This is a genomic window from Actinotignum inguinis (assembly GCF_051265835.1).
In the GTDB taxonomy this organism is placed as follows: Bacteria; Actinomycetota; Actinomycetes; order Actinomycetales; family Actinomycetaceae; genus Actinotignum; species Actinotignum timonense.
Window position 1 is genome coordinate 241,334 of the sequence record NZ_JBOZDP010000001.1, and the last position, 26,036, is coordinate 267,369.

Here is a 26,036-nt window from a genome sequence, read left to right on the forward strand (position 1 = left end):
TCCGACTGAGACCCGTTTCACGCCGAAAAAATTTCCCTCCGCCTCGGGAGAGGAATATGCTATTGGCAATTTGAGCCAAAATCAGGCAGGCTCAGGAAAATTCGGAGGCACACTCACTCATGTCCGTGACGGAAACGAAAATCCCGACCGCCACTCAACCGATTGATCACCCCATCGATGGGAATCTCACCATTCCCGCCGAATCCGGTATTTCCACCGGTTCTGGAATTTCCACCAGCTCTGGAATTCCCGATAATCCCGGCCTTTCCGGTATTCCTGATTCCGCAGGAGTTAACAACCGGCCGGACGAGGATTTCTCATTCGGAGTTGTTCCCACTTCAAGCCGACGTTCCTTTTGGGCCGTCGGCTTTGTTATGCTCGGCTTCACTTTCTTCTCCGCGTCCATGTCGGTCGGAGCGAAGCTCGGCATCGGCCTAGACCTGGGCGGCTTCATCGCCGCGGTCTCCATCGGCGGCGCCATCCTGGCCACCTTCACCGGGGCCCTGGCCTACGTGGGCGCGAAAACCGGGATGGGCGTGGACGAACTCGCCCGCCACTCCTTCGGCCGCTTCGGTTCCTTCCTCCCCTCCTTCCTCATCGCCTTCACCCAGATGGGCTGGTTCGGCGTGGGCGTGGCCATGTTCGCCATCCCGACCGCGGAAATCCTCAATATTAGCCCCTGGCCGATTGTTCTCATCGCCGGCGGCCTCATGACCGCCTCCGCCTACTACGGCATCAAGGCCATCGAGATCGTGTCCTTCATCTCCGTGCCGCTTATCGCGGGCCTGGGCACCTACTCGATGGTGACCGCCACGGTGGACGGCGGCGGGCTCACCCGCATCTTCGCAAACACCAGCGGCATGCCGGTTATGGTGGGAGTTGGCCTGGTGGTCGGCTCGTTTATCTCGGGCGGCTCGGCCACCCCGAACTTCACCCGCTTCGCCGGCTCCGCGAAATCCGCGGTTATCACCACCGTCATCGCCTTCCTGCTGGGCAATACCCTCATGTTCTCCTTCGGCGCGGTGGGCGGGGCCTTCACCGGCAAAGACGATATTTTCTACGTCATGATCGCCCAGGGCCTGGCCATCCCCGCCCTCATCGTGCTGGGCGCGAATATTTGGACCACGAATAACAACGCCCTCTACACCACCGGCCTGGGCTTCGCGAATATGACGAAGCGCCCCAAGAAGCCGCTGGTCATCATCGCCGGCATCCTCGGCACCCTGTGCGCGCTGTGGCTCTACGACAACTTCGTGGGCTGGCTGAGCTTCCTCAACGCCACCCTGCCCCCGATTGGCACCGTGCTGGTAGCCGACTACTTCGCCAACCGCCGCGCCTACCAGGCCATCGTGGAAGCCGTGGAAACCGGGCGGATCTCCGCCGCGGACACCTCGAATACCTCGGCGACCCGCGCGGTGGCCTGGCCCGCGGTGATCGCGGTGGCGGCCGGAGCGCTGGTGGGCTGGACCATCCCGGTGGGGATTGCCTCGCTCAACGCTATCGTGGCCACGCTGGCCGTGTTCTTCGCTGGCCGCGGCGTCGTCGCAAAAATGAAGTAAGCGCCCGCGCGCCGCACCGTAACGTATCGCACGCACCCGAAAGGAGCACCCGTGAGCACCCAGATTTTCCGGAATCTGCGCATCGAAAACGCTGAGCATCTCTCCGATATCACCGTGACTGACGGCATCATTACCGCGATCACGCCCGCCGGGCCGGTTGCCGGTTCCGGCGCGGTTTCCGCCGGCGCCGGTTCGCGTGCCGCCGGTTCACCCGCCCCCGTTTCTGGCGCCGCCGTTTCTGGTACCACGGCGCAGCCGAGCCACGCGCCGGCCGCCACCGTCCGTGACTTTGGCGGGCGCCTGGCCCTGCCGCCCATCGTGGAATCCCACGTGCACCTGGACACCACGATGACCGAAGGTGATCCGCACCCCAACGAATCGGGCACTCTCTTCGAGGGCATCGAAATTTGGTCGCAACGCAAGGCGAAGCTCACGGTGGAGGACGTCAAGGAGCGCGCCATGCGGGCAATCCGCCAGCAGGTACGTTTCGGCATCCAGTACATCCGCTCCCATGTGGATATCAACGACCCGAAGCTCACCGCGCTGCGCGCCCTGCTCGAACTGCGCGAGGAACTGCGCGACCGCGTCACTTTGCAGCTGGTGGCCTTCCCGCAGGAGGGCATCGAATCCTACCCGCACGGGCGCGAACTGCTGCGCACCGCCGCCGAGCTGGGCGTGGACGCCATCGGTGCCATCCCGCATTACGAATTCACGCGCGAATACTCGGTGAGCTCGCTGAATTACGCGGTGGGACTCGCGCAGGAATTCAACCTCCTCATGGACGTGCATTGTGATGAGATCGACGACGGCGCTTCGCGCGGCCTGGAAACCCTGGCGACTCGGGCCTACGAGGCCGGTATCGGGGAGAAGGTCACGGCCTCGCATACCACGGCGATGCATTCGTATAACAATGCCTATTTCATTCGGCTGCTGCGACTGCTCAAGATGAGCGGAATCAATTTCGTATCCAATCCGATGGTCAATACCCACCTGCAAGGGCGCACGGATACCTATCCGAAGCGCCGCGGGGTGACCCGGGTCAAGGAGCTGACGGAAGCGGGGATCAACGTGTCCTTCGGGCAGGACGATATCGTCGATCCGTGGAATCCGCTGGGCACGGGCTCGCTGCGCGACGTGACCCTCATCGGGCTGTACGTGACCCAGATGATGGGCGCTTCGCAGATCGATAATTCCTATCGCTTCATCACCCACAACGGGGCCCGCACCCTCCACCTGCCCGATTACGGCATCAAGGTGGGTAATCCCGCGAACTTCATCGTGCTGGGGGCGCAGTCCTGGCGGGAGGCTCTGGCTTTCCACGCCCCGGTGCTGGCTTCCTACCGGCACGGCGAGCTGCTCTTCGAATCGAGTGAGCCGGAGCGCGCCTGGTATTTGTAGGTGGTTGGTTGTGCGCCGTGCGCGGCGCGGGCTTCGCGCGGGCGCGGTGCGGGCTTCGCGCAGTTTCCGCGGCGGCGCGCGGTGCGGTGCGAACCGGACCACCCGGCACGCGGCGCTGAGCAGGCGTTGAACCGGGCTTGAGCCGCCGCGCGCTTTTCTCCCGGACCCTCGGCCGAGTGACAGGCCGGGGGTTCGGTGAATTTAAGCCGGTGGGCGGGCCTGCGAGCGACAGCCGCCGACCGTCGACTCACAAAAAGCAACCACAGCTACATTAACTTTTCCAAATCGTGCACTGGCGTTGCTTTCTGTGAGCTCTCGCGTCAAGGCGTTGCATTCTGAAAAGACTCCCTGTCGGGACGTTGCTTTTTGTGCCCATTCGGGTTGGGACGTTGCTTTTTGTGCCCATTCGGGTTGGGACGTTGCTTTCTATTTGCTACCGCGGCAGGGCGTTGCTTTTTGTGATGCCAGCGGTGACACTGATCGCTCTCAATCACGCCGGCTCACAAAGTGGTACTGGAGCTACAGCCAACGCCTGATTTTCTGTCGTGGAGTACCACTCTGTCAGGCCCACTGTTCTCCAGTACCACTTTGTCTCTGCACCGCGGGCCTGGTGGCCAGCCACCACCCGGAGCTGATCTGGCATCTGGCCGCCCGGGCCCGTCCAGCCCAACCCCGAAAACATAGTGCGCGTAAGAGCACCGTTTTGGAGTGATGTCGTGTCTCTTACGCGCACTTGACGAGGATGATGGTCCGAAATGCACGTTTTGCATCCGTGACGCTTGAGAGTGAGTCACTTTACCTGCCCCGCGCGGGCGGGAGTCGGGTGTGTTTTTCCGAGATGTACTTCGCATGTACGACATCTGCACTACAGCTCGGAAAACACATACCGCCCCGCCTCCCCTTGCGCCGCCTATTTTACATGTGTAAATTAGGCGGCATGAGAGAGGTACACACAGACGATCCCAACGGTGGAACGAGCGGAATGCCGAACGCAAACCAGCACGATAGCCTCGACCCTGCCGCAATCCAACACGATAACCTCGGCCCCGCCGCAAACGATCCGCGGGCCCGGCGCTCCTATGATGCGCTAGTGCACGCCGCCGGCGCGCTCATTGATAGCGGTGCGGCGATTGACGATCTCACTATTTCCTGGATCACCCGCGAAGCCGGGGTCACCCGCCCCACCTTTTACCAGCATTTTTCTGGGATTAGGCAGCTTGTGAGCGCCGTCGTTCTTACACGGCTCCACGCAATTTTCGATGCCACCCCGGTGCCAACCTCGGAAGAACCTTCGCTCGACGTGCAGCGGCAGGTGCTGCTCCCCATGCTCACCACTCTGCTGGAGCACCGCCATCTTATTGTCGCGACCCTCACCAGCTCCGCGGCCCTGGGCAGCGCAGCCCCGATTATCGCGGCAATTCGCGATCGCCTTCTCAGCGCCCCGGCCATTCGTGCCCGCGGGCGCGTCATGTTCGGCACGCCGGTACACGAAAAACGAATGTCGGGTAACGGCACGCCCACGCCTGCGACCGCCAACTCAAACATGCCCGCCCGCGAGAACGGCAACTATCCCCCGCCCTCGAAAGCGGAAATGGACTTCGCTTCCATGGTGGCGGCCGGCCTGCTCTGGCGCGTGCTCCACTGGATGACCGAGGAACCCGCCGACCCCAATGATCTTCCCCGCCTCGCCACCGAAGTGGGCAGTTTTACCCGCGCCGCCTATGGAGAACACTCATGAGCGAATCACGAAACACCGCCCCGCAGCAGGATACGACGACACCGAGCGTCGCCACAGAAACCGGGCAGGCCGCGCCAGCCGCGCAGCCGGCTGCCGCCCGCAGCTGGCGGGAGCGCATCCGCCCCGCGATTATTATGTTCGGGCTCGCCATTATCCCGATGATCTACGCGCTGATTCTCACCGGCGCCTACGATGACCCGCTCGGCAACCTCAATGAGATCCCGGCCGCGATTGTGAATGAGGATCGCGGCACGCAGCTGGGCGGCTCCGAGGTGAACCTGGGCGCGAGCATCACCACCAAGCTCCTGGAAACCGAGGAGCGCCAGAACTTCCAGTGGCGGGAATACTCCGCCGCGGAGGCCCAGCAGAAACTGGCTAACGGCGATATTTACGCGGTGCTCAGTATTCCGGCGTCGTTCTCCAGCGATGCCACCTCTGTGGCTCGCGGCCCCGCGGCCGCCACCCGCGCCCGGCTCTCCTTCGTCACCGACGATGCCCTCAACTATATTGTCGGCAATGTGGGACGCGTCATCGCCTCCACCGCCACCGCGGCGGTTTCGGAGAAGGTGTCGGCCGAGTATCTTGATGGCATCTACCTTTCCTTCGGGACGCTGAGCGAGCAGCTCAGCGCCGCGGCGGGCGGAGCCGGAGAGCTGGGCGCCGGGCTGCATGACGCCGCCGGCGGCGCAACCCGACTCGCGCAGGGCGCCGGCAAACTGGCCGAGGGTGCCGGGAGCCTCGCCAGCGGAACGGAAACATTAGCTTCCGGTGCGGGGCGTATGAACGACGGCGCAGCTCAGCTTGCGGCCGGAGCAGGCGACGCCGCGGGCGGGGCCAGCACCCTCAGCGAGGGGGTTTCCCAAATAGCCGGTGGGGCCAGTGCCGCGAGCCTGGCGGCCGGCCAGCTCCGGGATGGTGCGGAGCGCAGCGCCGCAGGCCTGGATACCTTGGCGTCCGCCAGCCAGGATGTGGCGGCGGGCAGCCAGAAAGTAGCGGAGGGGAATGCCGCGCTGGCGGAGGGCGCCAACCGCGCTCTTGCCGGCGCGCAGCAGCTGGGCACCGGAGCGGAGAAGCTCAGCGGCGGGCTCGGCAGCCTCAATGATGGATTGAGCACCCTTATCGCGATGTACGATGTGCTGCCCCCGGAAGTGGTCAAGGCGAAGCTCGCTGAGGCGCAGGCCGGCACCGCGCAGCTTCTTGAAGGATCCACCCAGCTCCAGGGCGGAATCGCCGCGCTCGTAGGTGAGGAAAGCGGAACGGGGAGCGGACCTGGCGCGGGCACCGCCACCGGAGCGAGCGGCGAGCCTCGCGCGGGCGCCGGAAGCGGCGGGTTGAGCGCGCTTGCCAGCGGGGCGCAGGCCGCGAGCGCCGGGGCGGCGCAGCTCAAGGACGGTGCCGCCCAGCTGGCCGCGGGTGCGCAGCGCGCCGCGGCGGGAGGCCAGCAAGCCCTCGCCGCCACCACGGAATTTGCGAGCCAACTCGATACCCTCGCCGCCGGGAGCAGCCGCGCCGCAACCGGCGCCACCCAGCTGGCGGAAGGCACCGCGCTCCTCGCTACCGGAAGCGGCGAACTGGCCGCCCGCACCCCCGACCTCGCCGCCGGAGCACGCGCCGCCCACAGCGGAGCCACCCAGGTAAGCAGCGGCGCCACCGCCCTCGCGACCAACCAGGAGACCCTGCGCGACGGCCTGCACACCCTGCGTGATGGCGCCGCCACCCTGGAAGTGAAACTCTCCGAAGGTGCGGAGAAAATCCCGGTCTACACCCCGAGCGAATCAGAAACGATGCAGCAGGTGGGGGCCACCCCGGTGGAATTAAGCACCACCCGCGCCCATCCCGTCGGTGATTTCGGTGCGGCAGTCGCCTGCTACTTCATCGCGCTGGCGATGTGGGTGGGCGCTATCGGCCTCTACCTCATGAAGCCACCTCTCTCGCGCCGTCTCGCAGCGGCGCGCGTATCCGGGCTGCGGCTCGGGCTCGGTTCGGTTGCTAGCGGGGCGCTCATGGGGATCGTGCAGGCGGGCCTGCTGGTCGGGATACTCCACCTCTTCGGGAATGTGGATCTCATTAACCCGGGCGCCACCCTGGCCATCTGCGTCACCTCCTCGATTGTGTATATCGCGATCAACCAGGCACTCATTGCGCTTTTCGGCGCCCCGGGTCGCTTCATCGCGCTTCTCATGATCGTGATCCAGCTGGGCGCGGCCGGCGGCATCTACCCGGTGGAAACCGCGCCGAGCTTCTTCCAGGCCGTCCACCCGCTGCTGCCCGTCACCCACACGGTCAACGCCCTGCGCGCCGCAATTGCCGGTGGCCCCATTGACACCGCCACCTACGCCGGGGCGCTCGGGATATGGTTCGCTGCTTCGGTGCTGGCCACCGTCCTCGCCGCCATCATCAAAATACGGCGCGATGGCCACGCCGGCGCGTCCCGGCCCCGCGAGGCGAAAGCCGGTAGCGGCGTCGTCGTACCAAAAAATGAGGAGGCGCCCGCCGCGGCGCGGTAATTTCTGAGTCCTATTTACCACGAAGTAAGGGAAGCCTAATATGGAGGTGCTCCGCGGATCGCCCGCGGGGCACCTCTCCTACTGTTCGCGGAGGAATGGGATGACGGCTCAACTCACCCACGCAGATGCCGGCACCGCCCCGAACGGCGGCGTCGCCACGCGTGTCGATACGTATAAAGAAAAACGCGCGCAAGGACAGCGCGCCCTCAAAGAACTCATGGCGCCGATTGCCCCGCGCCTGGCGCTCGGCCGCTTCGTGGCGGTGTGCTCCTCGCTCGTGGCCGTGGCGCCGTTTATTGCGCTGGTGCGCATTGGCGATATTCTGCTGCCGGCCTGGCGCGCGGGAACGCCGATAGATACCGCGGCGCTCAGCTGGAATGTGAAACTACTTGCCGGGGCTTTTTGCACCCAGCTGCTCCTCTATTTCCTGGCGCTCACCATCACGCATTTCGCGGATCTCAAACTGCGCGGGCTGCTGCAAGAGCGCATTATCGCGCAGATTTCACGCGCGCCGCTCTCGTGGTTCTCTCGGGCGCGCTCCGGGCAGATCCGCAAAGCGATCCAGGCCGATACCACCACGCTGCACACCCTGGTGGCGCACGCCCCGGTGGAAACCACGGCCGCGGTAGCCACCCCGCTCGCCCTCGTTATTTTTGCGTTTACCGTGAATTGGCGCCTGGGGCTCCTCACCATCATCCCGCTGCCCTTCTATTTCGCGGCGCAAATGTTCATGATGCGCGATATGGGCGAAAAAACCGCGGAGATGGACGACCGGCTCGGCTACCTCGCCGCACGCGGGGTGGAATTCGTGGAAGGCATCCAGGTAGTCAAAAGCTTCGGGAAAGTCGGCCACGCGCACCGCGCTTTCGCGCGCGCCGCCGATGATTTCGGGAATTTCTACTGGGACTGGTGCGGGCCGCTGCTCAAAGGCTCCGCGCTGGCGATGTCCTTCATTTCCGCGCCGGTGGTGCTGCTCATCAATATGGGGCTCGGCTCGCTCATCCTGGCGGCCGGCGGCGCCACCCTCCCCGAGGTCATCGCCTGCTCCCTCATCGGCCTCATCGTGCCGCTCACCTTCGACACCCTCTCCACCAGCATGTGGTCCTACCAGCTGGCCGGGAATTCGGCGCTGCGCATTATCGAGGTAACGAGCGTGGAACAGTTGCCGCAGCTCGAGGCCCCGTCCGAAACACCCGCAGCCCCCGGGGACGCACGCACCGGAGAAGCCGCGGGCGGCGTCGTACCCGAACACGTTGTGTTCGAGAACGTGAGCTACTCCTATCCGCGCGCCGGGCGCACCATCCAGGCGCTCGACGGCGTATCCCTCACGCTGCGCCGCGGCACCGTGACCGCGCTGCTCGGGCCCTCCGGTTCGGGCAAATCCACGCTGGCGACCATGCTCGCGCGCTTCCGCGATCCGGATAGCGGGCGGGTGCTCCTCGACGGGCGCGACCTGCGCACCCTCCCCGAAAAAGACCTCTACGCGCGGGTTGCTTTCGTGCTCCAAGACGCGCAAATGCTGCGCATGTCCGTGCGCGATAATATTCGCCTCGCGCGCCCCAATGCCGACGACGCCGCCATCGAGCAGGCGGCCCGCGCCGCCAATATTTGGGACGATATCTGCGCCCTCCCCAAGGGGCTGGACACGGTGCTCGGGGAAGATACCACGATGTCCGGGGGTCAAAACCAGCGCCTAGCCATCGCGCGGGCGCTGCTGGCCGACGCCGATCTGCTTATTTTGGATGAGGCGACCGTGGCCACCGATCCCCAATGTGAAGCGGAAATCCAAAGCGCCCTCAACCGTTTGGTGGCCGGGCGCACCGTGCTCGTGATCGCGCACCACGCCGAATCGGTGCTCGGGGTGGATCAGGTCTGCATTTTGGAACAGGGGCGGATTTCCGCCCTGGGCACCCCGGACGAGGTAGCCACGCATCCCTTCTGGGTGCGGCTCATGGAAGGACGCGAACATGCCTAAGAACTCTGAGGCCACGAACACCTACGGCGGGCGCGCGGGCGGCGAGCGCGCGGGCGGCGGGCACACGCACACCGCGAGCGCACCCACCACGTACGGCGCCCACACGCACACCGGGCGTTTCTCCGATCCGCTCCTCGTGCACGCCTACGGCTCGGTCCTCACTAAGGAAGGCCACGGCTACTACCGCCGCTCGATTATCCTGGTCATCCTTTCCGGGATGATCGAGGGCCTGGCGCTGCTCACCGTGGTGCCCCTGGCGCTGACCTGGTCCACCGGCACCCCGACCCTCGGGCTCGGCGTGGGCGGCTGGATGAGCGTGCTCGCCGCGCTCGCGGTGACCGGCCTGCTCACCGCCTACGTTCAGGCGGTCATGGCCTACACCGCCGCCATGGACGTGATCCGCCACAGCCTCAGCCTGCTGGGCGACCAGCTTTCCCGCCTGCCGCTGGGATGGTTCCGCTCCGGCTGGGCCGGCACCCTCTCGCGCTTGGTCACCGACGGCCTCATGGCCATCGGCCAGGGCATCGCCCATTTCACCACCCCAATTATCCGCAACGCCACCGCCGCGCTGGTGCTCCTGATAGGGATGTGGATCTGGCAGTGGCAGCTGGGGCTTGCCCTCACGGTTGCGTTCCCGCTGCTGTGCGCGCTGGCCGCCGCGGCCCGGGTTTTACGACGCCGCTCCGAGCTGGCTACCAGTGCTACCGAAAGCGATCTGGCTGATCGGATCGTGGAATACGCCCGGTGCCAGCCGATCCTGCGGGCCACCGGCCAGGCCGCCACGTTCGCGCCGCTCCACACCGCAGTGAACGCGAACCTCGCCGCCCAGCGCCGTTCGCTGTGGCTGGGCATCGCCGCTAACCTGCTTTCCGGGGTGGGCGCGCAGCTGCTGGTGGTCAGCCTCATCGCGCTAGCGGTGCACCTGTGCACCGGCGGGCTGCTCAACCCGGCCGCTACCCTCGCCTTCCTCGGGGTAGCGCTGCGTTTCATGCGGAATCTGGAGGATTTCACCGCTTTCGTTATGGCGACCGAGGTGGCTCGCACTCCGCTCGACTCCATGCGCGAGGTGCTCGATGCACCTGTTCCGAGCGAGCCCGCCAGCGACGTCGCCCTTCCCACGCCCGGCGAAGTTGCCCTCCGCGACGTTCGTTTCGGGTACCGCGCGGATACCCCGGTACTGAACGGCGTGAGTTTCACGGCCCGCCCCGGCACCCTCACCGCGATTGTGGGGCCGTCGGGGGCCGGCAAATCCACCCTGTTCCGGCTCATGTGCCGGTTCTGGGACGTGGACGGCGGCAGCGTGAGCGTCGGCGGCGTGGATGTGCGTGATCAAACGACGGCGCAGCTCATGGCGCAGTTGTCCATGGTGTTCCAGGATGTTTATCTGTACGACGACACCCTCGAAGCGAATATTCGGGTGGGGCGCGAGGGCGCCACGGATGCCGAAGTGCGGGCGGCCGCGGATATGGCCGGGGTGAGCGATATTGCCGCGCGGTTGCCGGGCGGTTGGGAGAGCCCGGTGGGCGAACGCGGCGGGATGCTATCGGGCGGGGAACGCCAGCGGGTTTCCATCGCGCGGGCTCTGCTCAAGCACGCTCCTATCGTGCTTTTCGACGAGGCCACCTCGGCCCTCGACCCGGAAAATACCGCCGCTATCCGCGCCTGCATTCAGCAGCTGCGCCAGGAGGCAACGGTCCTGGTGATCGCCCACAAGCTGGAAACGGTGCAGGGTGCGGACCAGATCGTGGTGCTCGACGCCGGCGGGACAGTGCGCGAAGTGGGTACCCACGCCGAGCTACTGGCAAACGGCGGGCTGTACCGGAAGTTCTGGGAGGATCGACGGCGCGCGGCCGGCTGGCAGCTGGGGGCTGCGGCGGAGTAACGCCGATCTGGCGGAATGCTGCTGCCGCGGCAAGGTAGCGCCGTTTCGGCGGATTAGCGCCGCTTCGGCGGCTGAGTGCCGCTCTTCGTGTACACGTCGCGGGGCCGCCGGTGCGTTTCAAGACGCCCGGCGGGCCCAATCCTACATTTTGCAACGTATGAAGCCTACAAAATGCAACGTAAGGACTCTACATTTTGCAACCCACCCTCTAGACTGGGAGTATGGACACGGAAGCAGTTGCAGGAATCCCCTACCTTCCCCGGGCTCTGGACCGCCTGGTCACGCGGGCTCTCGCCTCGTCAGGCGCGCTAGTCATCGAAGGCCCGCGCGGCTGCGGAAAGACAATGACGGCACTGCGTCACTGCGAATCCGCCATTTTCTTGGACACCCCACAGGCGCAGCAGCTCGCGCAGATAGCTCCGGATGCGCTTCTGGAAGGCGAACGCCCGCGGCTCCTCGACGAATGGCAGCTCAACCCCGCGCTGTGGAATATGGTGCGCCGGGCGGTGGATTTCTCCCCCGGCTTCGGGGATTTCATTCTCACCGGCTCTTCCGTTCCGGCAGATGACATCACGCGCCATACCGGGGCCGGGCGTTTCACCCGCATCCGCCAACGTACGATGACTTGGCAGGAAAAGGGGCGCAGCTCGGGCGCGGTATCCCTCGACAAGCTCCTCGCCGGGGAGCCCGTTTCCACGAACCTCAGCACGCCCCCTCTCGATTCCGTGATTGAGGCCCTGCTGCGCCCGGGCTTCCCCGGGATGCTTGAGCTGGAAGGCGAGGCAGCGTCCTTCGCGCTCACCAGCTACCTCCAGGAAGTTGCCCGTGCCGATATTCCTCGGATTATTACCTTGCGCCAAGATCCGCAGCTCATCTTGCATCTACTTCGGTCCCTGGCCCGCTCGGTGGCAACCGAGGTCTCCATCGCCACTCTCAAAAAGGATCTGGACGCGGTTTTCCCCGCGTCGAGTCGGCAAACGGTATCCACGCTTCTCGATACCCTCCAGCGGCTTTTCGTTGTTGAGGCGGTTCCAGCCTGGTCGGTTCGGCTCCGTTCCAAAGCCCAGTTGCGGCTGTCACCAAAGTATCACCTGGCCGATCCAGCGCTCGCCTGCGCGGCGCTTGCGGCGGATAGTTCCGCACTGCGGCGAGATCTGGAAACTCTCGGATTTATTTTTGAGTCCGCGGTTGTGCACGATCTCAGCGTTTTTGCCGAGACCTTGGGCGGGCATGTGCGGCATTATCGCGATTCCTACGGCCATGAAATCGATGCGGTGCTGGAATTCCCGGGAGGCGTGTGGGCGGGCATCGAAGTCAAACTCGGGGGCGGGCAGATCACCCAGGGCGCACACAATCTCAAAAAAGCGGTCGCCCAAATTACACCCGAACGCGGCGAACCCGCTTTCCTTGCCGTCATTACCGGCACGGGAATAACCGGGCCCGCCGCCGAGGGCGTTGTCACTTTCCCGCTCAGCGCACTGGGCCAGTAACGCTACGCATACTCATACCCAGCCCCGGATTTTCAAGCATTTACAAGGATTTTCACGCCACATAACGGTTGACACCCCGCGCTCCAGTCCATAAAGTTAGGGCCACCTAACCGCTAGGTCGGGAGCCGGTTTCACGCCCCGGCCGCTAACAAAGGAGCATTGGTGAAACGCCGTGTCATGACCGTTGCCCTGAGCGCGCTCTGCGCCGGGTTGCTGGCGAGCTGTTCCGCATCTTCCACCTCTACCGAATCACCTACCAGCTCGAGTGGTGCCAGCGCAGCTGCGTCGTCGGCCTCCCCCGCCACGGGCGATGCCGCAAGCGGCCCCATCACCGTGACCGATCAGCGCGGCCACCAGGTGGAAGTCACGCGCCCGGTGCAAAAAATTGCCTCCGCGGTGATCCCCGCGCCCACCATTATTGCCGCGGTGGACGGCTCCTGGGACCGCATTGTTGGTATTAATGAGTCGCTGCTGGTCGCCAATAAGCAAGGCATTATTTCGAAGATTTTCCCGGCATCGGTGACCACCCCGGTGATCGCGGATCGCCAATTCACCCCGAATATGGAAACTATTCTGGCGCAGGATCCGGACGTATTTATTCAGTGGGGTGACCGCAGCGAGGATCTTATTACCCCGATTGAGTCGGCCGGCATTCCGGTGCTCGGGCTCAAGTACGGCACCCAGGAAAATCTGGAAACCTGGATCAAGCTTTTCGGGGAAATCCTCGGCAAGGAAGACCGCGCCGCGCAGCTCATCGACTATATGCACAGCGAGCAGGAATCGATATCCAAGCAGGTTGCAGCCCTGGGCAAGCCCAAGCCGCGGGGGCTGCAGCTGAGCTACTCGGCGGAGAAAATGTCCGCGAATACCGAAAAGAGCTACGGGCAGCACGTTTTCGATGTGGCCGGGATTCAGAATATGGCCACCTCGGATGTGGTGCAGGATGGCATCGTTTCCCCGGAGCAGATCCTGGCCTGGGATCCGGAAATTATTTTCCTTTCCGCTTTCGATAAGGCCGTGCCCGACGATCTTTATAACGATCCGCGCCTGGCCGAAGTAAGTGCTATTAAGAATAAGCGTGTCTACCGCGCCCCGCTGGGCGTGTACCGCTGGCAGGTTCCGTGCGCGGAATCCCCGCTGTACTGGAATTACGTGGCGGCCCTCGCCTACCCAGGCGAGTTCAAGGTCGATATGCCCGCGCTCATGCGCGAGAAGACGAAGTGGGTCTACAACTACGACCTCACCGACGAAGATATCGATCTGGTTCTGCGCACCGATATTAATGCCGGCAGCGCTAATTATGACGTTGTCCGCTAAATCCGCAGATTCAGCGGCCACATCCGGTGTGTCCGGTGCATCCGGTGCATCCGGTGCGGTGCCGGGAACAATAAGTACGACGACGGCGGGGGCGGTAGCCCCCGCACCCGCGGCCAGTGCGCCAACCACAGCCGCAAGTACCATCGCCCGGCGCCGCACCGCGGCTTTCGCGGTGCTGCTCATCACCACCATCGCGCTGCTCGGCGCGATGGTGGTGGCGATGGGCATGGGCCAGCTCTCCATTAGTGCTCCGGACGTGGTGCGCATCCTCTTCTCGAGTCCGGATGATGTAGATCGCTCCGCGCTGGTGGCCATTAACCAAATTCGGGCCCCGCGGGTCATTCTTGCCGTGGTGCTCGGTGGGTGCCTGGCGGTTTCCGGCGCGGTGCTCCAGTCCCTATTCCGCAACCCGCTGGTCTCCCCCGATATTGTGGGGGTTTCTTCCGCGGCTGCCTTCGGCGGGGTGCTGGCGATCCTCGTGGGCACCTCGAGTTTTATTCTCATGGGATCCACCTTCGTATTCGGGCTCTCCGCGGTGGTCTGCGTCATGCTCATCGGGCGGATTCGCTCCCATTCGGCCACCCTCACGATTGTGCTGGCCGGCGTGGTCGTGTCCGCGTTCTTTAATGCCATGGTTTCCCTCATGACCTACGTGGCCGACCCGTACAGTAAACTTCCCTCGATTACTTTCTGGCTTATGGGCTCGCTAGCTGCGGCGTCGTGGGCAAAAGTCACCACCATTATTATTCCCGTTATTATTGGGCTGATCGTGGTGGTGGCGCTGCGCTGGCGTATTAATGTGCTCTCGCTGGGCGATGAGGATGCCCGGGCGCTGGGTATTAATCCGAGTGCGATGCGCTGGGTGTGCATTTTCGCCGTCGCCCTTCTTACGGCGGCTTCGGTGGCCGCCGCTGGCATTATTGGCTGGGTGGGCCTGGTGATTCCGCACCTGGTGCGCCTGCTGGTGGGGCACGACAATCGCGTGGTTATCCCGGAATCTTTCCTCATGGGCGGGATGTATCTCCTTATTATTGACACGATTGCGCGCAATGCGACCTCGGTGGAAATTCCGGTGGGAATTTTGACCGCCACCATCGGCGCCCCGGTATTTATTGGGCTGCTTATTCGGCGCGCGCGGAAGGGGCGGGCTCTTGCTTAAAGCAGATAATCTTGGGCATCATTACCGCGGCGGCCCGTGGCTGTTCCGCGGGGTGGAGCTGGAGGCCCGCCCCGGCGAAGTGCTGACCGTGCTCGGGCCAAATGCGCGCGGGAAAACTACCCTGCTGACCTGCTTAGCCGGGGTGCGCACCCCGGTAGAAGGCACCGTCCATTCCGACGGCCCCATCGGCTACGTGCCGCAATCCCACGCCGCAAACCACCAGTTCACCGTGCATGACATGGTCCTCATGGGCCGTGCCCGCACCATGCGAGTTTTCGCCAGCCCTTCGGCCGCCGATAGCGAGGCCGCCTGGGAGGCACTCGAACGGGTCGGCATCGCGCACCTGGGCGGGGCCACCTACGCGGAGCTCTCCGGCGGGCAACGCCAGCTCACGCTCATTGCCCGCGCGCTGGTCGCCACCCCGAGCACCCTCATTTTGGACGAGCCAACATCCGCCCTGGACCTGCGCAATCAGCGCCGCGTCCTCACAATTATTCGCACGCTCGCCGCCGAGGGCCTGGCCATTATTATGACCACGCACGACCCGGCGCACGCCTTCCTCACCTCGCGCACCACCCTCGTCATGGATGCCGACGACCTCTCCATCGGGGAAACCGCGCGCCAACTCACCGAAACGCGCCTGAGCACCCTTTATCGCACTCCGATTCGGGTCCGTGATGTTCCGGTTGATCGTGGCTCGCAGTGCGTCGTCGTACCGGATTTTAGTGCGAACGACGACGCCGCCTCTTCCGCTTCCACACCACCCTCGCAAAGAAAGGACCACGATGGGTAATATCCTCACGATTATGAATATGGTGCGCGATGCGAGTACGCCACCTGATCTTATTGATACATACGAGCTGCCCGGCACCCAGCTGGCCGATTACCGCGGAATTGTGGTGTCGATGGGCGCCGATCAGCTTTTCTTGGAAACTCAGCGCGAGCGCCTGAGCGCGTGGGTGCGCGCGGGCGGGAAACTGCTGGCCAATGGATTGCCGATGCGGCGCTGGGTGGATGGGCTGCCGAGCCACCGAAAAATGGAATTTCACGGGCTCGATGATGTGTGGTTGAGCGCGGTGGAGCCGCATCCGATCTGGGAGGGTGTGGAGCGGCGCGATATGCTGCTGCGCACCGGCGTGCCCGGCCAGCATTCCTTCGAGGAATTACGCGAGATCGGGGTGGCCGGTTTTTACGCGCGTTCTTTCCTCGCTGAGCTGCCCGAAGGCACCCGGGTGATCACGGGGATCGGCCCCGGTAAGCTGCCGGTGGACATCAGCTACCGGCTGGGCGAAGGCGAAGTGATCGTCCACAACGGTAACGACCTGAGCGGTTTCGCTTTCCCCGGGACCTCCGCCGCCGGGCTACGCCGCGCCATCACCGAATACCTGGAGAAGTAGCGATGAAGAAAATAGCATTTGTGCATACCGGTTCGTTTTTCCACCTCGCGACCGTAAAGGATCCGGCGGTGCGGGCACGCCCGGTCACCCCCGTGTACTGGCCGGATTATTCGGGAGATTTTTCGGAGTTCGACGCCGTCTATCTGGCGGCGCGTAATCACCCGGGTGTGGTGGCCGCGAAGCACAGCCAGGTGCTGGATTTCCTGGGGCAGGCCGGTAAAAAAGTATTTATCGATGGCATTAACCAGGTGGATAGTTGGCTGCCGGGCACGTCTGAGACTCCGCGCGGCACGAATTTCTGGTCCTGGCGTACCGGCGAGGATCTGGGGCGGCGCTCGGTGAACACTGATCACCCGCTCTGGGAGTATCTTTCCGACGAGGCCGTCCACTGGCATTATCACGGGGTGCTCGCGCCTCCGGCGGGGGCGACGGCGCTGGTGGTGCTCACGCAGGTGGAGCAGACCGGGCCGGGCGTGGATCCCTGGGGCGGGCATTATTTGGCGCTTCCCGATCACCCGAATATGTTGCTCTACCACGATAATGTGACTTTCCCAGCCGAGCTGGTGGTTTCCACGATGGACGCGACTTATCATCACGGGGCCGGCTTCATGCCCGGCGCCACGCAGTTGCTCTACCGCATGCTGGAGTGGCTCGGGGATTAGCACTGGCGGCACGTGGGCCCGGCTCTTAGTCGAGAACGCAATCGGGTGGGGGCGCGAGATGTCGCGCGCCCACCTTTTCTATCCTCGGAGAACGGCCCAGGGCCTCGCACGCACGAGGTCGCTAATATTGAAGCAACCAGAGGAAACGGCGCACCCGCACAGAAGATCGAGGAGGATCGTTTGCTGGCTTCCGAATATGCCGAGCTCATTGCCGAAGATACACAGAGTCACCGCGCACGATTCAACGGTGCAAAGCCTCGCGACAATGGCGGCGCTACCTCACAACAAGCTTTTGAAACGTTTATGACGTATCCAGATTTCCCCAAAGCAATGGGGATTCTCTGCGCATATCTGGAATTAACGGGTGGGTATAACGGCCCCATTCAGAATCTTGCGGTAAGTGCACTTCCTAAACGAGGTGGTGCACGCATGGGATTCGTGGCATCCGCCGGAATGGAGGAACAGCTACTCACAGTATTCAATTCCGAAGGACAGCTCCAGAGTTGGAGGGTGTCCCTGCACATCGATGGAGACCTGGAAACCGAACTCGAGAAAGATCTTGAGAGCCGTGAAATTGAAGAAGAATTTGGTTTCGAATACGGATATCTCCCGTACAAGTCCGAGGCTGCCTATATCCGTGCAAATACTCCTAAAATCTTCGACTTCATGTTTGAGTCATCTGTCCTGCGTACAGCTCTCGTCAAACAATTCGATTACATGCACTCGGTAATCGGGTACCGCAAGCGGCGCGCGCAATGGCATAACCCGTATCTGTGGAAATACCTCGGAAAGTGGCTCGGCAATACCCCAGTAGCTCGCTCATCTACAGAAAGACCGGCGCTTGAACAGCCGCATTATTCCGTTAGCGATCCAGTAGAAGAATGGCTCAATGAGCATGGCGATGACATCGTTGAATCGGAGTTTGATGTCACTGAGATCAGCGAAAGGATCCTACGCTGGGTGCGGGAACGCCCGGCCCAACAACGGTTCCGGAAAAAGCTGCTGGAAACGAGAAAGACCTGTGAGGTATGCGGAATGGACCGGCCGGATATTCTTGAAGCCGCACATATTATTCCCAAGCGCCTGGATTCACCCGACTCCAGCGACAATGGATTGCTACTGTGCCGGAACCATCACCGCGCTTTTGATATTGGCTGGTTACAGTACGACGCTGCGACGGCAACGCTCCGATGGAGCGAAGACTGCGCTCCCTTCTAAAGTCCGCTCGTGAAACGCAGCATCTTTTCTAGCCCGGCTTGACTAGCTTTTCAAGCCGGGCTAGAATTTTGCCAACCACCTACAAGAAAGAAGAAAACATGAATCGACCCGTATTCAAAGCAAGCGCCGAACGTGCCGGTAAACAGTGGCACCTGGAATGCCATGCGGTCGATCATGTTTCAGAATGCCCGAAGCTCGATCAGGCTGAAGAGGTAATCCGGAGCGCTATCGCATCTCAAACTGGACTGGCGGCCGATAGCTTCGACACGTCCATTGATATCATCCTCCCCGAAGGTTTCGATATTCGAATTGCAGAAACATACCGTCTCCGCCACGAGGCAGAAGAACTCACCCGGCAAGCTGCGGCACAAACACGCAGCATTGCACTCGAACTTAAAGAAAACGGCCTAACTCTGCGCGATATCGGCGCCATACTCGGAGTCTCGTACCAGCGCGCCGGCCAACTAACGAAAGGATAATTTCAATGCTTCTGACTGCATACAAGCCACCTGTCTTATGCCAGAATGATGGGACAGGAGGTCTCCCCATGAGCGTTTTTGACGTAGCCCAGTTTTTCGTTTCCCAGTCAGCATCCGGCAGCTTATCCGCGCCCAAACTGCAAAAACTGTGCTTCTATGCCTTTGGTTGGTACGGCTTCCAAACAGGCGAAGCCCTCTTCGATGACGCCTTCTATGCAATGGAAAACGGTCCCGTTGCGGGTGATCTACTTACACTTACCGCTTCTGCTCGCAGTGCAACTGTGGATCAAAAGCTTCTCGAAGAAGTCCACGCCGCTTGGGAAGAGGAAACCAAAGAGTTCGATCTCTACACCAGCGATATTCTGAAGGCGGTCTGGGATCGGTATGGTGACATGACTCCTGAGGAACTGGCCCGCGCTACACAGCAAGAGGAACCATGGATCGAGGCATGGCAGTCTCGCCCACATGGAGCAAAACGTGCGACGCTGTCAAGCTTCGAGATTATCGATTACTTCGCCACGAGAAAGAGTCCTGATTTTGCGCTACCGGATCGCAAGATCATCTACGATCCTTTCCCCTTCGAAGAAACCCCAACGCCGGCTTCTTTTTTTGAGAAACTTCGGGATTTGGGATGTCTTTCCATCTGACTCGCCTGAACGAAGATATTTTCCTCGATTCTTTCATCACAGGAAAAGACAACGACTCGCTCGGAAGGTGGCTCCGCGACAAAGCTCGCAAACTCCAGGAAGAGGATACCTGCGTGGTGTGGGTACTTTGCCAAGAGAACTCGAGTGAGCCACTCGGATATTTCGCGCTTACCAGCACAAACGTCCCTACTACGAGCGTCTTGAAGCGAGATCGATATCATTTCCCTGAGAACGGCAGCCTATTGGCGGCTTACGATCATCACCCTGCTTTGCTGCTAGGTAAATTCGCTCTCCACGCGGATTATGCAGGAAAGAGCTCGCTGGGTCCCTTACTCATGGCACACGTATTTTCCAAGGCTGCAGCGGTAAGCGAGATCATCGGTGTACGTTATATCATCCTGCAAACACAGGTAAAATCCGTCGCCAATTACTACCAGCGCGAGTATGGTTTCACTTCGCTCCACAGCAGCCAGGCTTCCACCTTCCCGATGTACAAGACAATTAGTGCTGCACGCGAAGCCATCACCCATTTCTTACCCTAGGAATAGCAGCAGAAGTCTATTGCCCGGCTCGGTCACCGCTCTTGCTCGCAAAGAATCCGTTTCGCAACCTTTTGAGCGCGGTGTGCACCAGCAAATACACAGGCGAGCAGCACCACCATGCTGAGGACGATGATCGCGGCGAGCACCCCGTCGGAGAGCGGGAGCAATACCGCGAGACCGCCGAGGACCAGGCATGCCGTGCTGGCGGCGGTCCACGGCCAAGCTGCTGCGTGCGCTTCCTGCCAAGTTTCCTGGTTCGTCATGATGATGTCGGTGCGGTACCCGATGAGCCCGTTGAGCTTGAGGGTCTTTTTGCGTGAGGCGTAGGCGAGCCAGCCACTAACCAGCGCAGAGCCCCATAAGGTAACCACTATCACTACCGCGATCTGCCAGGTCATTGACCCCTCCCATCTGCCAGCTTCGTTGCTGGTGGCGCTCTTCTCAGTGAACCGTGTTTTCCCAGGGGCCAGTTTACTGAGTGGCAGCGCCGTCGTACCAGTACCCACATCAAATTCGTAACCGATAGAATCTGTCGGAAATACCGATAGGTTGCTTCCCCATTGGACGCGCTGTGCTACCGAATATACGCAAGTTCAGCGTGCCGTGAGATGCGAAAAATCGATGACCTGGTCCGCCCACGCAATTGTGGAGGGACGGTGGGCGACCATCAGTACCGTGCGGCCTGCGGCGAGGCGCCGTATCGCTTCGCCGATGACTGCCTCGGTGATGCTGTCCAGCGCGGAGGTGATTTCGTCGAGGAGGAGGATCGGGCTGTCTTTGAGGAAAGCTCTGGCGATGGCAACGCGTTGTTTCTCCCCACCAGAGAGCGCATTTCCACCCGGACCTACCTGGGTGTCAAGTCCGGCGGGTAGCCGCTCGATAACCGGATCCAGCCCGGCTTGGCTTACCGCGGTGAGGATTTCTTCCTCCGTGGCATCCGGCTTGGCCAACGTCAGGTTTTCTCGGATGGACCCGCTGAAGAGGTAGACATCCTGGAACACCATCGCGATGTGGCGCATGGGCTGGCATTCGCGAATATCACGCCCGCCGAGCGTAATGGTTCCGCCCTGTGGCTGCCAAAAGCCGGCGACCAGTGCCAGTGCGGTGGTTTTTCCCGCACCTGACGGGCCCACCAAAGCTGTCACTTTACCTGCCGGGGCTTTCAAGTTGAGATCACGCAGCACCGGGCAGCGCGGATCGTAGCCGAAGGTCACCCCGGAAAATTCGATGGTGCTATCGGCGAGCACGCCTGGATCCGCCTCGGGAGATACGCTCGGCCCTGGGTTCGCGTGGGAGGGCGCGAGCACGCCAGAATCCGCGTTCACGGGCTCGGCGACAGTCGAGATATCGGGCTGTTCCTCGGCGGCCGCGATAATTTCGCGCACCCGCTCGAGGGCTTGCATAGAATCCGTGAGCGCGGTGGAGTATAAAACTGATTGCGAGAGCGGCAGATTAATACGGGTGAGAACAACGGCGATGGCCAGGAAGCTGAGGAAATCCAGGCCGCCACCAACCACCAGGGCTCCGCCCCAGCCCAGGCATACGGCGCAAGCCAGTTCAACCAGCAGGAGGAATGCGGAGGCCGGGCGGCTTTGGCTGCGCAGCGTCCGCAGGATTCCGGTGGACTCGGCAGCGAGCGCCTCATCCAGGGGCTGCCATTGGGTTTGCCCGCTGCCGCGCAGGACTTGCTGGAGTTTCGCGAATTCGATAATCCGCCCGGCTACCCGGCGTGAGAGCCGGGCTTCGCTGGCTTGGGCTTCGCGCACTGCTCGGTGCATCCATCCCCAGATGAACCACAATCCGATACTGGTCACCGCGAGGACCACCCCGAGGCGCCATTCGACCACCGTGACCACCACGGCCATAACGAAGGGAACGACCACCCCTGAGATCACCGCGGGGAAGACCAGGGAAGCCAGGTGGGAGAGGGTGTTAACGTCTTTCGAAGTGGCATTTATAACCGCGGTGCGGCGGGACGGGGTGAACCACCCGACCGGGAGGCGCACTACCGCCGCGCCGATTTTCTTCATGAGCTCGTCGCAGATCGCGTACACGCTCACCCGGTAAGACCAGCTCATCGTGACCACGTAGAGGAAAAATGTGATGGCTCCGCTGATGCATATTGCAATGAGCCAGGAGGATAGTTGCCCATCGGCCGGCGCACCGCCGGCTGCTCCGATCCCGGAAGCGTCGAGACTTTCGGCGCCGCCGCTAGCGCCGCCTTCGGTGAGCAGTGACCGGAGGAACCCGATGAGCATCGCTAAGGTGATGCCCTGGGCCACCGCGGCCGCGGTGTAGGCCCCTATCAAGATTTTTATTTGGCGCACGTGTAGTACGGTGCGCATCGCCGTGAGCATTTTCAGCATGGGATTCCCTGCTCTTTCAGCATGTCGCGGTACAGGCCCGCGGTGGCCGCGAGTTCGTCGTGGCGGCCGGATTGTACGATCCGCCCGCCCGCGATCACCAGAATCTGGTCGGCTTGGGCGAGCCCGCTTAGCCGGTGGGCGATCACCAAGGTGGAGCTATGCCCGCGCCGCGCCGCGATGACCTGGTGCAGCGCCTGCGCAGTATGGGTATCTTGGTGCGCGCTTGCTTCGTCCAAAATAAGGAGCGGAGGATCAGCTAACAAGGTACGGGCGATACTCAAGCGCTGCGCTTCACCGCCGGAAAGCACAGCGGCCTCCCCCAGGATTGTGTCATACCCGGCCGGGAGCGCCTCGATACGCTCAGCGATATGCGCGCGGGCCGCAGCTGCCTGTATCTGTGCATCGGTAGCCTCCCGGTTGCCGAGCAGGAGGTTATCCCGCACACTCACCGCGGCTAGGGACACATCTTGAAATACTGTGCCCACTTGGCTGTAGAGCCCCGCGCGGCTGTATTCGCGCAGGTCGTGCCCGCCGAGGGTAATGCAGCCACTTTCCGGATCCCAAAAACGTGCCGCGAGCGCGCCGATGGTCGTTTTCCCAGCTCCCGAGGGCCCGACCACGGCGGTCAGGGTTCCGGGTGGGAGGGTGAAACTAATATCGTGCAGGACCGGACGGCCCGGAGCATATCCAAAGGACACATTCTGGAAACATAGTTCCGGGGCGGAAGCCGACGGGGCGGCCGAATCTGTAACGGCCGCATCCTTAGTGGCCGAATCCGTAGCGCGCGCAGCCGGGGCAGGAACCTGGTACTCCCCTACTTCCTGCGGTTTTTCTGCCAGCAGCACTGCTGTATCTTCCCCGGCCCGCAGTGAGCCTTGCAGGTTCTGGGTGAGCGTCATGAGTTGCCCCAAGCCCGCGGGTAACCCGAGCCAAATAGTGAAGAACGCCAGGCTACTCGCGGGTGTGATCCAGCCGCTCCACACGAACCAGCAGATGATCGGGGCGCTCCACGCGAGGATCACGCCCGGCTGGCTCAATGCGGATACCACCGCGATTCCTTTACCGGCCCCGGCCAGCCAACGGAAGGAGGCGTCGGAATTTTCTTCCCGCGCCGTGGTGAAGCGCCCGCCGACTCCGGTGGCGGGGAGTTGGTAGTTTTTGATTTCTTTTATGCCATCGACGAGCTCCACGGTTGCGTCCGCGAGTTTCCGTTGGGCGACGTCGTAATCTTTAACGGCTTGATCCCCGCCACGGAAAGCAATCCCCATGGCCAAGCCAACAGCAACAATAAATACTCCGCCCAGGAGCAGCGCCAGCCGCCAGTCGAGCACGCACAGGTAGATGCCGCCCACCAGCGGTGCCACAAGTGCGCTGGCGAGTTCGGCGCTGGCATGGGCAACCAGGGTATGGATGGCGCTGGTGTCATCAACCACGATTTTCCGGATTTCACCGGGACCCAGCCGCCGCACGCGCCCCAAAGGCAGAACGCCTAAGCGTGTGATGATGCGACGGCGCAGCCGATGCCGCAGCCCTGCTTCGCTGATATGGGTGATACCAACTGCCCAGTTGTAACAGATGTGATGCACCAACAAGCCCACCAGAGTGAGCCCTAACCACCACCAGATACGTGCCGTGCCGCGGCCGCCGAGCCAGTCATCAGCCAGGCCAACTAATGCGATATACGGAATGACCGAAGCGCCGGATCCGATCCCGGCAATAATGAAGGAGACCAGCATTGACGTGCGCACGGGTGCGACCAGCTGCCACGTAGTCGCTTTCGGAGCCTGCTTCGCGTTTTTCCCTTGATGGTGAGACATGGGATCTTCTTTCTACCCGAGCGCATGCGTGCCGGAATGCACCGAATCTTCCAGGAGACTCCGCCATCCGGCTTCCCGGAAGTTCTGAAGTAAGCCCAGGTATTTTTTGGCGTTCTCACGGTTGAGGCCTTGCCTGAGCGCACCGAAGAAGCCGTACCATCCGGTTTCACACATGACCTGCGCGAAGGCGGGCCACACCGCATCTTCCGGGCCGAGCTCGATATAGAGGCGGGCTTCGTATTCGGCTAGGTCAGCTACGAAGCTCTGATAGGGAGTACCCGCGGATCCCCACAGAACTAGCTGAAATACGGTGAGGTGGTCATAGACGTAATCGATCATCCAGTCTGTGATACTGCTACCGAGATCCTCACCTGAACGGCTACCGCCCTGCCCCGGTTCTTCCACGTGCGCCTTTTCGGGAAGTGGCTTTTCGGCGAGCGATTTTTCCGTGAGGGCCAGACCGCGCATAATTCCTTCGCGATGACGCTGGCGTAATTCCTGGCAACAGGGTTCCACAAGGGCCGCAAACAAGGCTTGTTTGTCATCAAAATGGGTATAGAGGGCACCGGTGGTGACATTGGCTTCTTTGGCAATCACGCGCAAACTGGCCGCTTCATAGCCGTGCTCGGAAAAATTCCGCAAAGCCGCGGCAAGGATCCGTTCCTGCGTTGAGCCATTTCCACGTGCCGCCATCGCAACCCCACCTCACATAACGCTGTTATGCGATAAGGATAGCCCGGCAGAGGCAGGGCGGCAAGAGGTTTCACCAGAGAGCAGTAGCCGAGCACAGACCTAAGAGCGAGACTTTCGGTATCTTTGATTTCGGCTGGTCGGCTTGTCCGGAATTGTGCGTTCAATAAGCCCGAGGCGCAAAGCGGGCATCAAGTAGCCTTCGCGGAATGACGCACGATGCGACAATCCAAGAAGATCCATAATTTCAGCGGCAGAAAGCGTCTTATCCGACAGTACGGAAAGAAGTTGTTGGATTTTCCAATCGTGTACCACGCCATCTTGGTCGGTATCTTGGTCGGTATCTTGGTCGGTCGACCGACCAAGTACGTCGACCTCGGTCAAAGAATCGCGGATTATCTCCAACATAAGCTCAACAAAATTCGAGCTATCCCCTTCCTTACCCGCAACAACGAAAGCCCGGTAATAGTCCTGTTGCCGCGATTGAATAAGTTCCTCAACAGGAAGCCAGAAGAAGAGCTCCTTCCATTGCCCGAGCAGCAGGGAATGCCACAGACGCCCCACACGACCGTTGCCGTCAGCGAAAGGGTGGATGAATTCAAATTCGTAATGGAAAATCGCGCTTTTAATAAGCGGGTGCAAGTTCGACTCCTGGTACCACCTAAGCAAATCTGAAATATGCTGCGGGACCAGATCTGCCGGCGGTGCGGTATGCACAACTACATTTCCCGAAAAGACTCCTACTCCACCAGAACGGAAACGCCCACTCTCGGTAACGAGTCCGTTCATCATCCTGTCATGCACACGCAATACGTCATCAACAGAGAAAGGATCAGCTTCCGTCAGCAACTCATAGGCAAGACCGGCGTTACGAACTTCTCGGATCTCCTGCACCGTTCCAAGAACACGCTTGCCGTCAAGAATCGCTGTTGTCTGCGCTAGCGAGAGGGAGTTTCCCTCAATAGCAAGAGAAGAGTGAATTGTTCGTATCAGATTTTCGCGGCGCAGCCTCGGGTTACCCTTTTTTTCACTCAGAACCGTTATCGCGCCGACTCGCTCGCTAATCTCGCCAACCAGCACGGTTATACAGTCCGTCACATGGAAGGGCGGCTCATAGTTAGTCATCATTCCCCTTCCGCTAAAGATCTATCCCATTCTCTCATCTGGGTAAGCCATCACCAAGAGCTCGGCGC

Annotated in this window: 21 protein-coding genes; 16 read left to right on the forward strand and 5 right to left on the reverse strand. The window is 61.9% G+C overall.

Annotated elements, in window-relative coordinates; translation table 11 throughout:
• The first annotated feature begins 119 nt into the window (after positions 1 to 119).
• From codB to ACRQFC_RS01110, 16 genes are all read left to right on the forward strand, one after another.
• Positions 120 to 1,559 (forward strand): cytosine permease, encoded by a 1,440-nt coding sequence (codB, locus tag ACRQFC_RS01035; RefSeq protein ID WP_435719988.1) that lies wholly within the window; start codon positions 120 to 122, stop codon positions 1,557 to 1,559.
• Between the two features lie 51 nt (positions 1,560 to 1,610).
• Positions 1,611 to 2,957 (forward strand): cytosine deaminase, encoded by a 1,347-nt coding sequence (codA, locus tag ACRQFC_RS01040; RefSeq protein ID WP_435719989.1) that lies wholly within the window; start codon positions 1,611 to 1,613, stop codon positions 2,955 to 2,957.
• Positions 2,958 to 3,939: 982 nt separating this feature from the next.
• Positions 3,940 to 4,695: a TetR/AcrR family transcriptional regulator gene (locus tag ACRQFC_RS01045; protein WP_435719990.1), complete on the forward strand. Its 756-nt coding sequence runs from the start codon at positions 3,940 to 3,942 to the stop codon at positions 4,693 to 4,695.
• A complete protein-coding gene (locus tag ACRQFC_RS01050; protein ID WP_435719991.1) occupies positions 4,692 to 7,202 on the forward strand; it encodes a YhgE/Pip domain-containing protein in 2,511 nt (836 codons plus the stop codon). Before ACRQFC_RS01045 ends, ACRQFC_RS01050 begins: the two co-directional genes overlap by 4 nt.
• Positions 7,203 to 7,302: 100 nt before the next feature.
• The gene (locus ACRQFC_RS01055) at positions 7,303 to 9,177 is read left to right on the forward strand and encodes an ABC transporter ATP-binding protein (RefSeq protein WP_435731150.1); all 1,875 of its coding nucleotides are present in this window, start codon (positions 7,303 to 7,305) and stop codon (positions 9,175 to 9,177) included.
• On the forward strand, positions 9,170 to 11,059 hold the full coding sequence (locus ACRQFC_RS01060) for an ABC transporter ATP-binding protein (RefSeq protein ID WP_435731149.1): 1,890 nt from the start codon (positions 9,170 to 9,172) through the stop codon (positions 11,057 to 11,059). The genes ACRQFC_RS01055 and ACRQFC_RS01060 overlap by 8 nt, the downstream gene beginning before the upstream one ends.
• A gap of 221 nt (positions 11,060 to 11,280) precedes the next feature.
• A complete protein-coding gene (locus ACRQFC_RS01065) occupies positions 11,281 to 12,549 on the forward strand; it encodes an ATP-binding protein (RefSeq protein ID WP_320753555.1) in 1,269 nt (422 codons plus the stop codon).
• Positions 12,550 to 12,711: 162 nt separating this feature from the next.
• The gene (locus tag ACRQFC_RS01070) at positions 12,712 to 13,866 is read left to right on the forward strand and encodes an ABC transporter substrate-binding protein (protein WP_274736337.1); all 1,155 of its coding nucleotides are present in this window, start codon (positions 12,712 to 12,714) and stop codon (positions 13,864 to 13,866) included.
• Positions 13,867 to 13,894: 28 nt separating this feature from the next.
• On the forward strand, positions 13,895 to 15,025 hold the full coding sequence (locus ACRQFC_RS01075) for a FecCD family ABC transporter permease (protein ID WP_410374576.1): 1,131 nt from the start codon (positions 13,895 to 13,897) through the stop codon (positions 15,023 to 15,025).
• Positions 15,018 to 15,818, forward strand: a complete 801-nt coding sequence (locus ACRQFC_RS01080) for an ABC transporter ATP-binding protein (protein ID WP_320753557.1) — start codon at positions 15,018 to 15,020, stop codon at positions 15,816 to 15,818. The genes ACRQFC_RS01075 and ACRQFC_RS01080 overlap by 8 nt, the downstream gene beginning before the upstream one ends.
• Entirely contained in the window at positions 15,811 to 16,422 is a 612-nt protein-coding gene (locus tag ACRQFC_RS01085) for a hypothetical protein (RefSeq protein ID WP_284901798.1), read from the forward strand. The genes ACRQFC_RS01080 and ACRQFC_RS01085 overlap by 8 nt, the downstream gene beginning before the upstream one ends.
• Positions 16,423 to 16,424: 2 nt before the next feature.
• A complete protein-coding gene (locus ACRQFC_RS01090) occupies positions 16,425 to 17,084 on the forward strand; it encodes a hypothetical protein (RefSeq protein ID WP_320753558.1) in 660 nt (219 codons plus the stop codon).
• A 180-nt stretch (positions 17,085 to 17,264) separates the two neighbouring features.
• Positions 17,265 to 18,302: an HNH endonuclease gene (locus ACRQFC_RS01095; protein WP_320753559.1), complete on the forward strand. Its 1,038-nt coding sequence runs from the start codon at positions 17,265 to 17,267 to the stop codon at positions 18,300 to 18,302.
• A gap of 98 nt (positions 18,303 to 18,400) precedes the next feature.
• Positions 18,401 to 18,781: a hypothetical protein gene (locus ACRQFC_RS01100; RefSeq protein WP_320753560.1), complete on the forward strand. Its 381-nt coding sequence runs from the start codon at positions 18,401 to 18,403 to the stop codon at positions 18,779 to 18,781.
• A gap of 68 nt (positions 18,782 to 18,849) precedes the next feature.
• On the forward strand, positions 18,850 to 19,428 hold the full coding sequence (locus tag ACRQFC_RS01105) for a Panacea domain-containing protein (protein ID WP_320753561.1): 579 nt from the start codon (positions 18,850 to 18,852) through the stop codon (positions 19,426 to 19,428).
• The gene (locus ACRQFC_RS01110) at positions 19,413 to 19,970 is read left to right on the forward strand and encodes a hypothetical protein (protein WP_284890122.1); all 558 of its coding nucleotides are present in this window, start codon (positions 19,413 to 19,415) and stop codon (positions 19,968 to 19,970) included. Before ACRQFC_RS01105 ends, ACRQFC_RS01110 begins: the two co-directional genes overlap by 16 nt.
• Before the next feature lie 32 nt (positions 19,971 to 20,002).
• Here the strand turns inward: ACRQFC_RS01110 and ACRQFC_RS01115 are convergent, their stop codons facing one another.
• The 5 genes from ACRQFC_RS01115 to ACRQFC_RS01135 form a co-directional block, all read right to left on the reverse strand.
• Positions 20,003 to 20,368, reverse strand: a complete 366-nt coding sequence (locus ACRQFC_RS01115) for an SdpI family protein (RefSeq protein ID WP_320753562.1) — start codon at positions 20,366 to 20,368, stop codon at positions 20,003 to 20,005.
• 195 nt (positions 20,369 to 20,563) lie between these two features.
• A complete protein-coding gene (locus ACRQFC_RS01120; RefSeq protein ID WP_320753563.1) occupies positions 20,564 to 22,336 on the reverse strand; it encodes an ABC transporter ATP-binding protein in 1,773 nt (590 codons plus the stop codon).
• Entirely contained in the window at positions 22,330 to 24,153 is a 1,824-nt protein-coding gene (locus ACRQFC_RS01125; protein ID WP_320753564.1) for an ABC transporter ATP-binding protein, read from the reverse strand. The genes ACRQFC_RS01120 and ACRQFC_RS01125 overlap by 7 nt, the downstream gene beginning before the upstream one ends.
• Before the next feature lie 12 nt (positions 24,154 to 24,165).
• Positions 24,166 to 24,846, reverse strand: coding sequence for a TetR family transcriptional regulator (locus ACRQFC_RS01130; RefSeq protein WP_410374577.1), 681 nt, complete (start codon positions 24,844 to 24,846; stop codon positions 24,166 to 24,168).
• A gap of 99 nt (positions 24,847 to 24,945) precedes the next feature.
• Entirely contained in the window at positions 24,946 to 25,971 is a 1,026-nt protein-coding gene (locus ACRQFC_RS01135) for a Fic family protein (RefSeq protein WP_320753566.1), read from the reverse strand.
• Between the last annotated feature and the right edge of the window lie 65 nt (positions 25,972 to 26,036).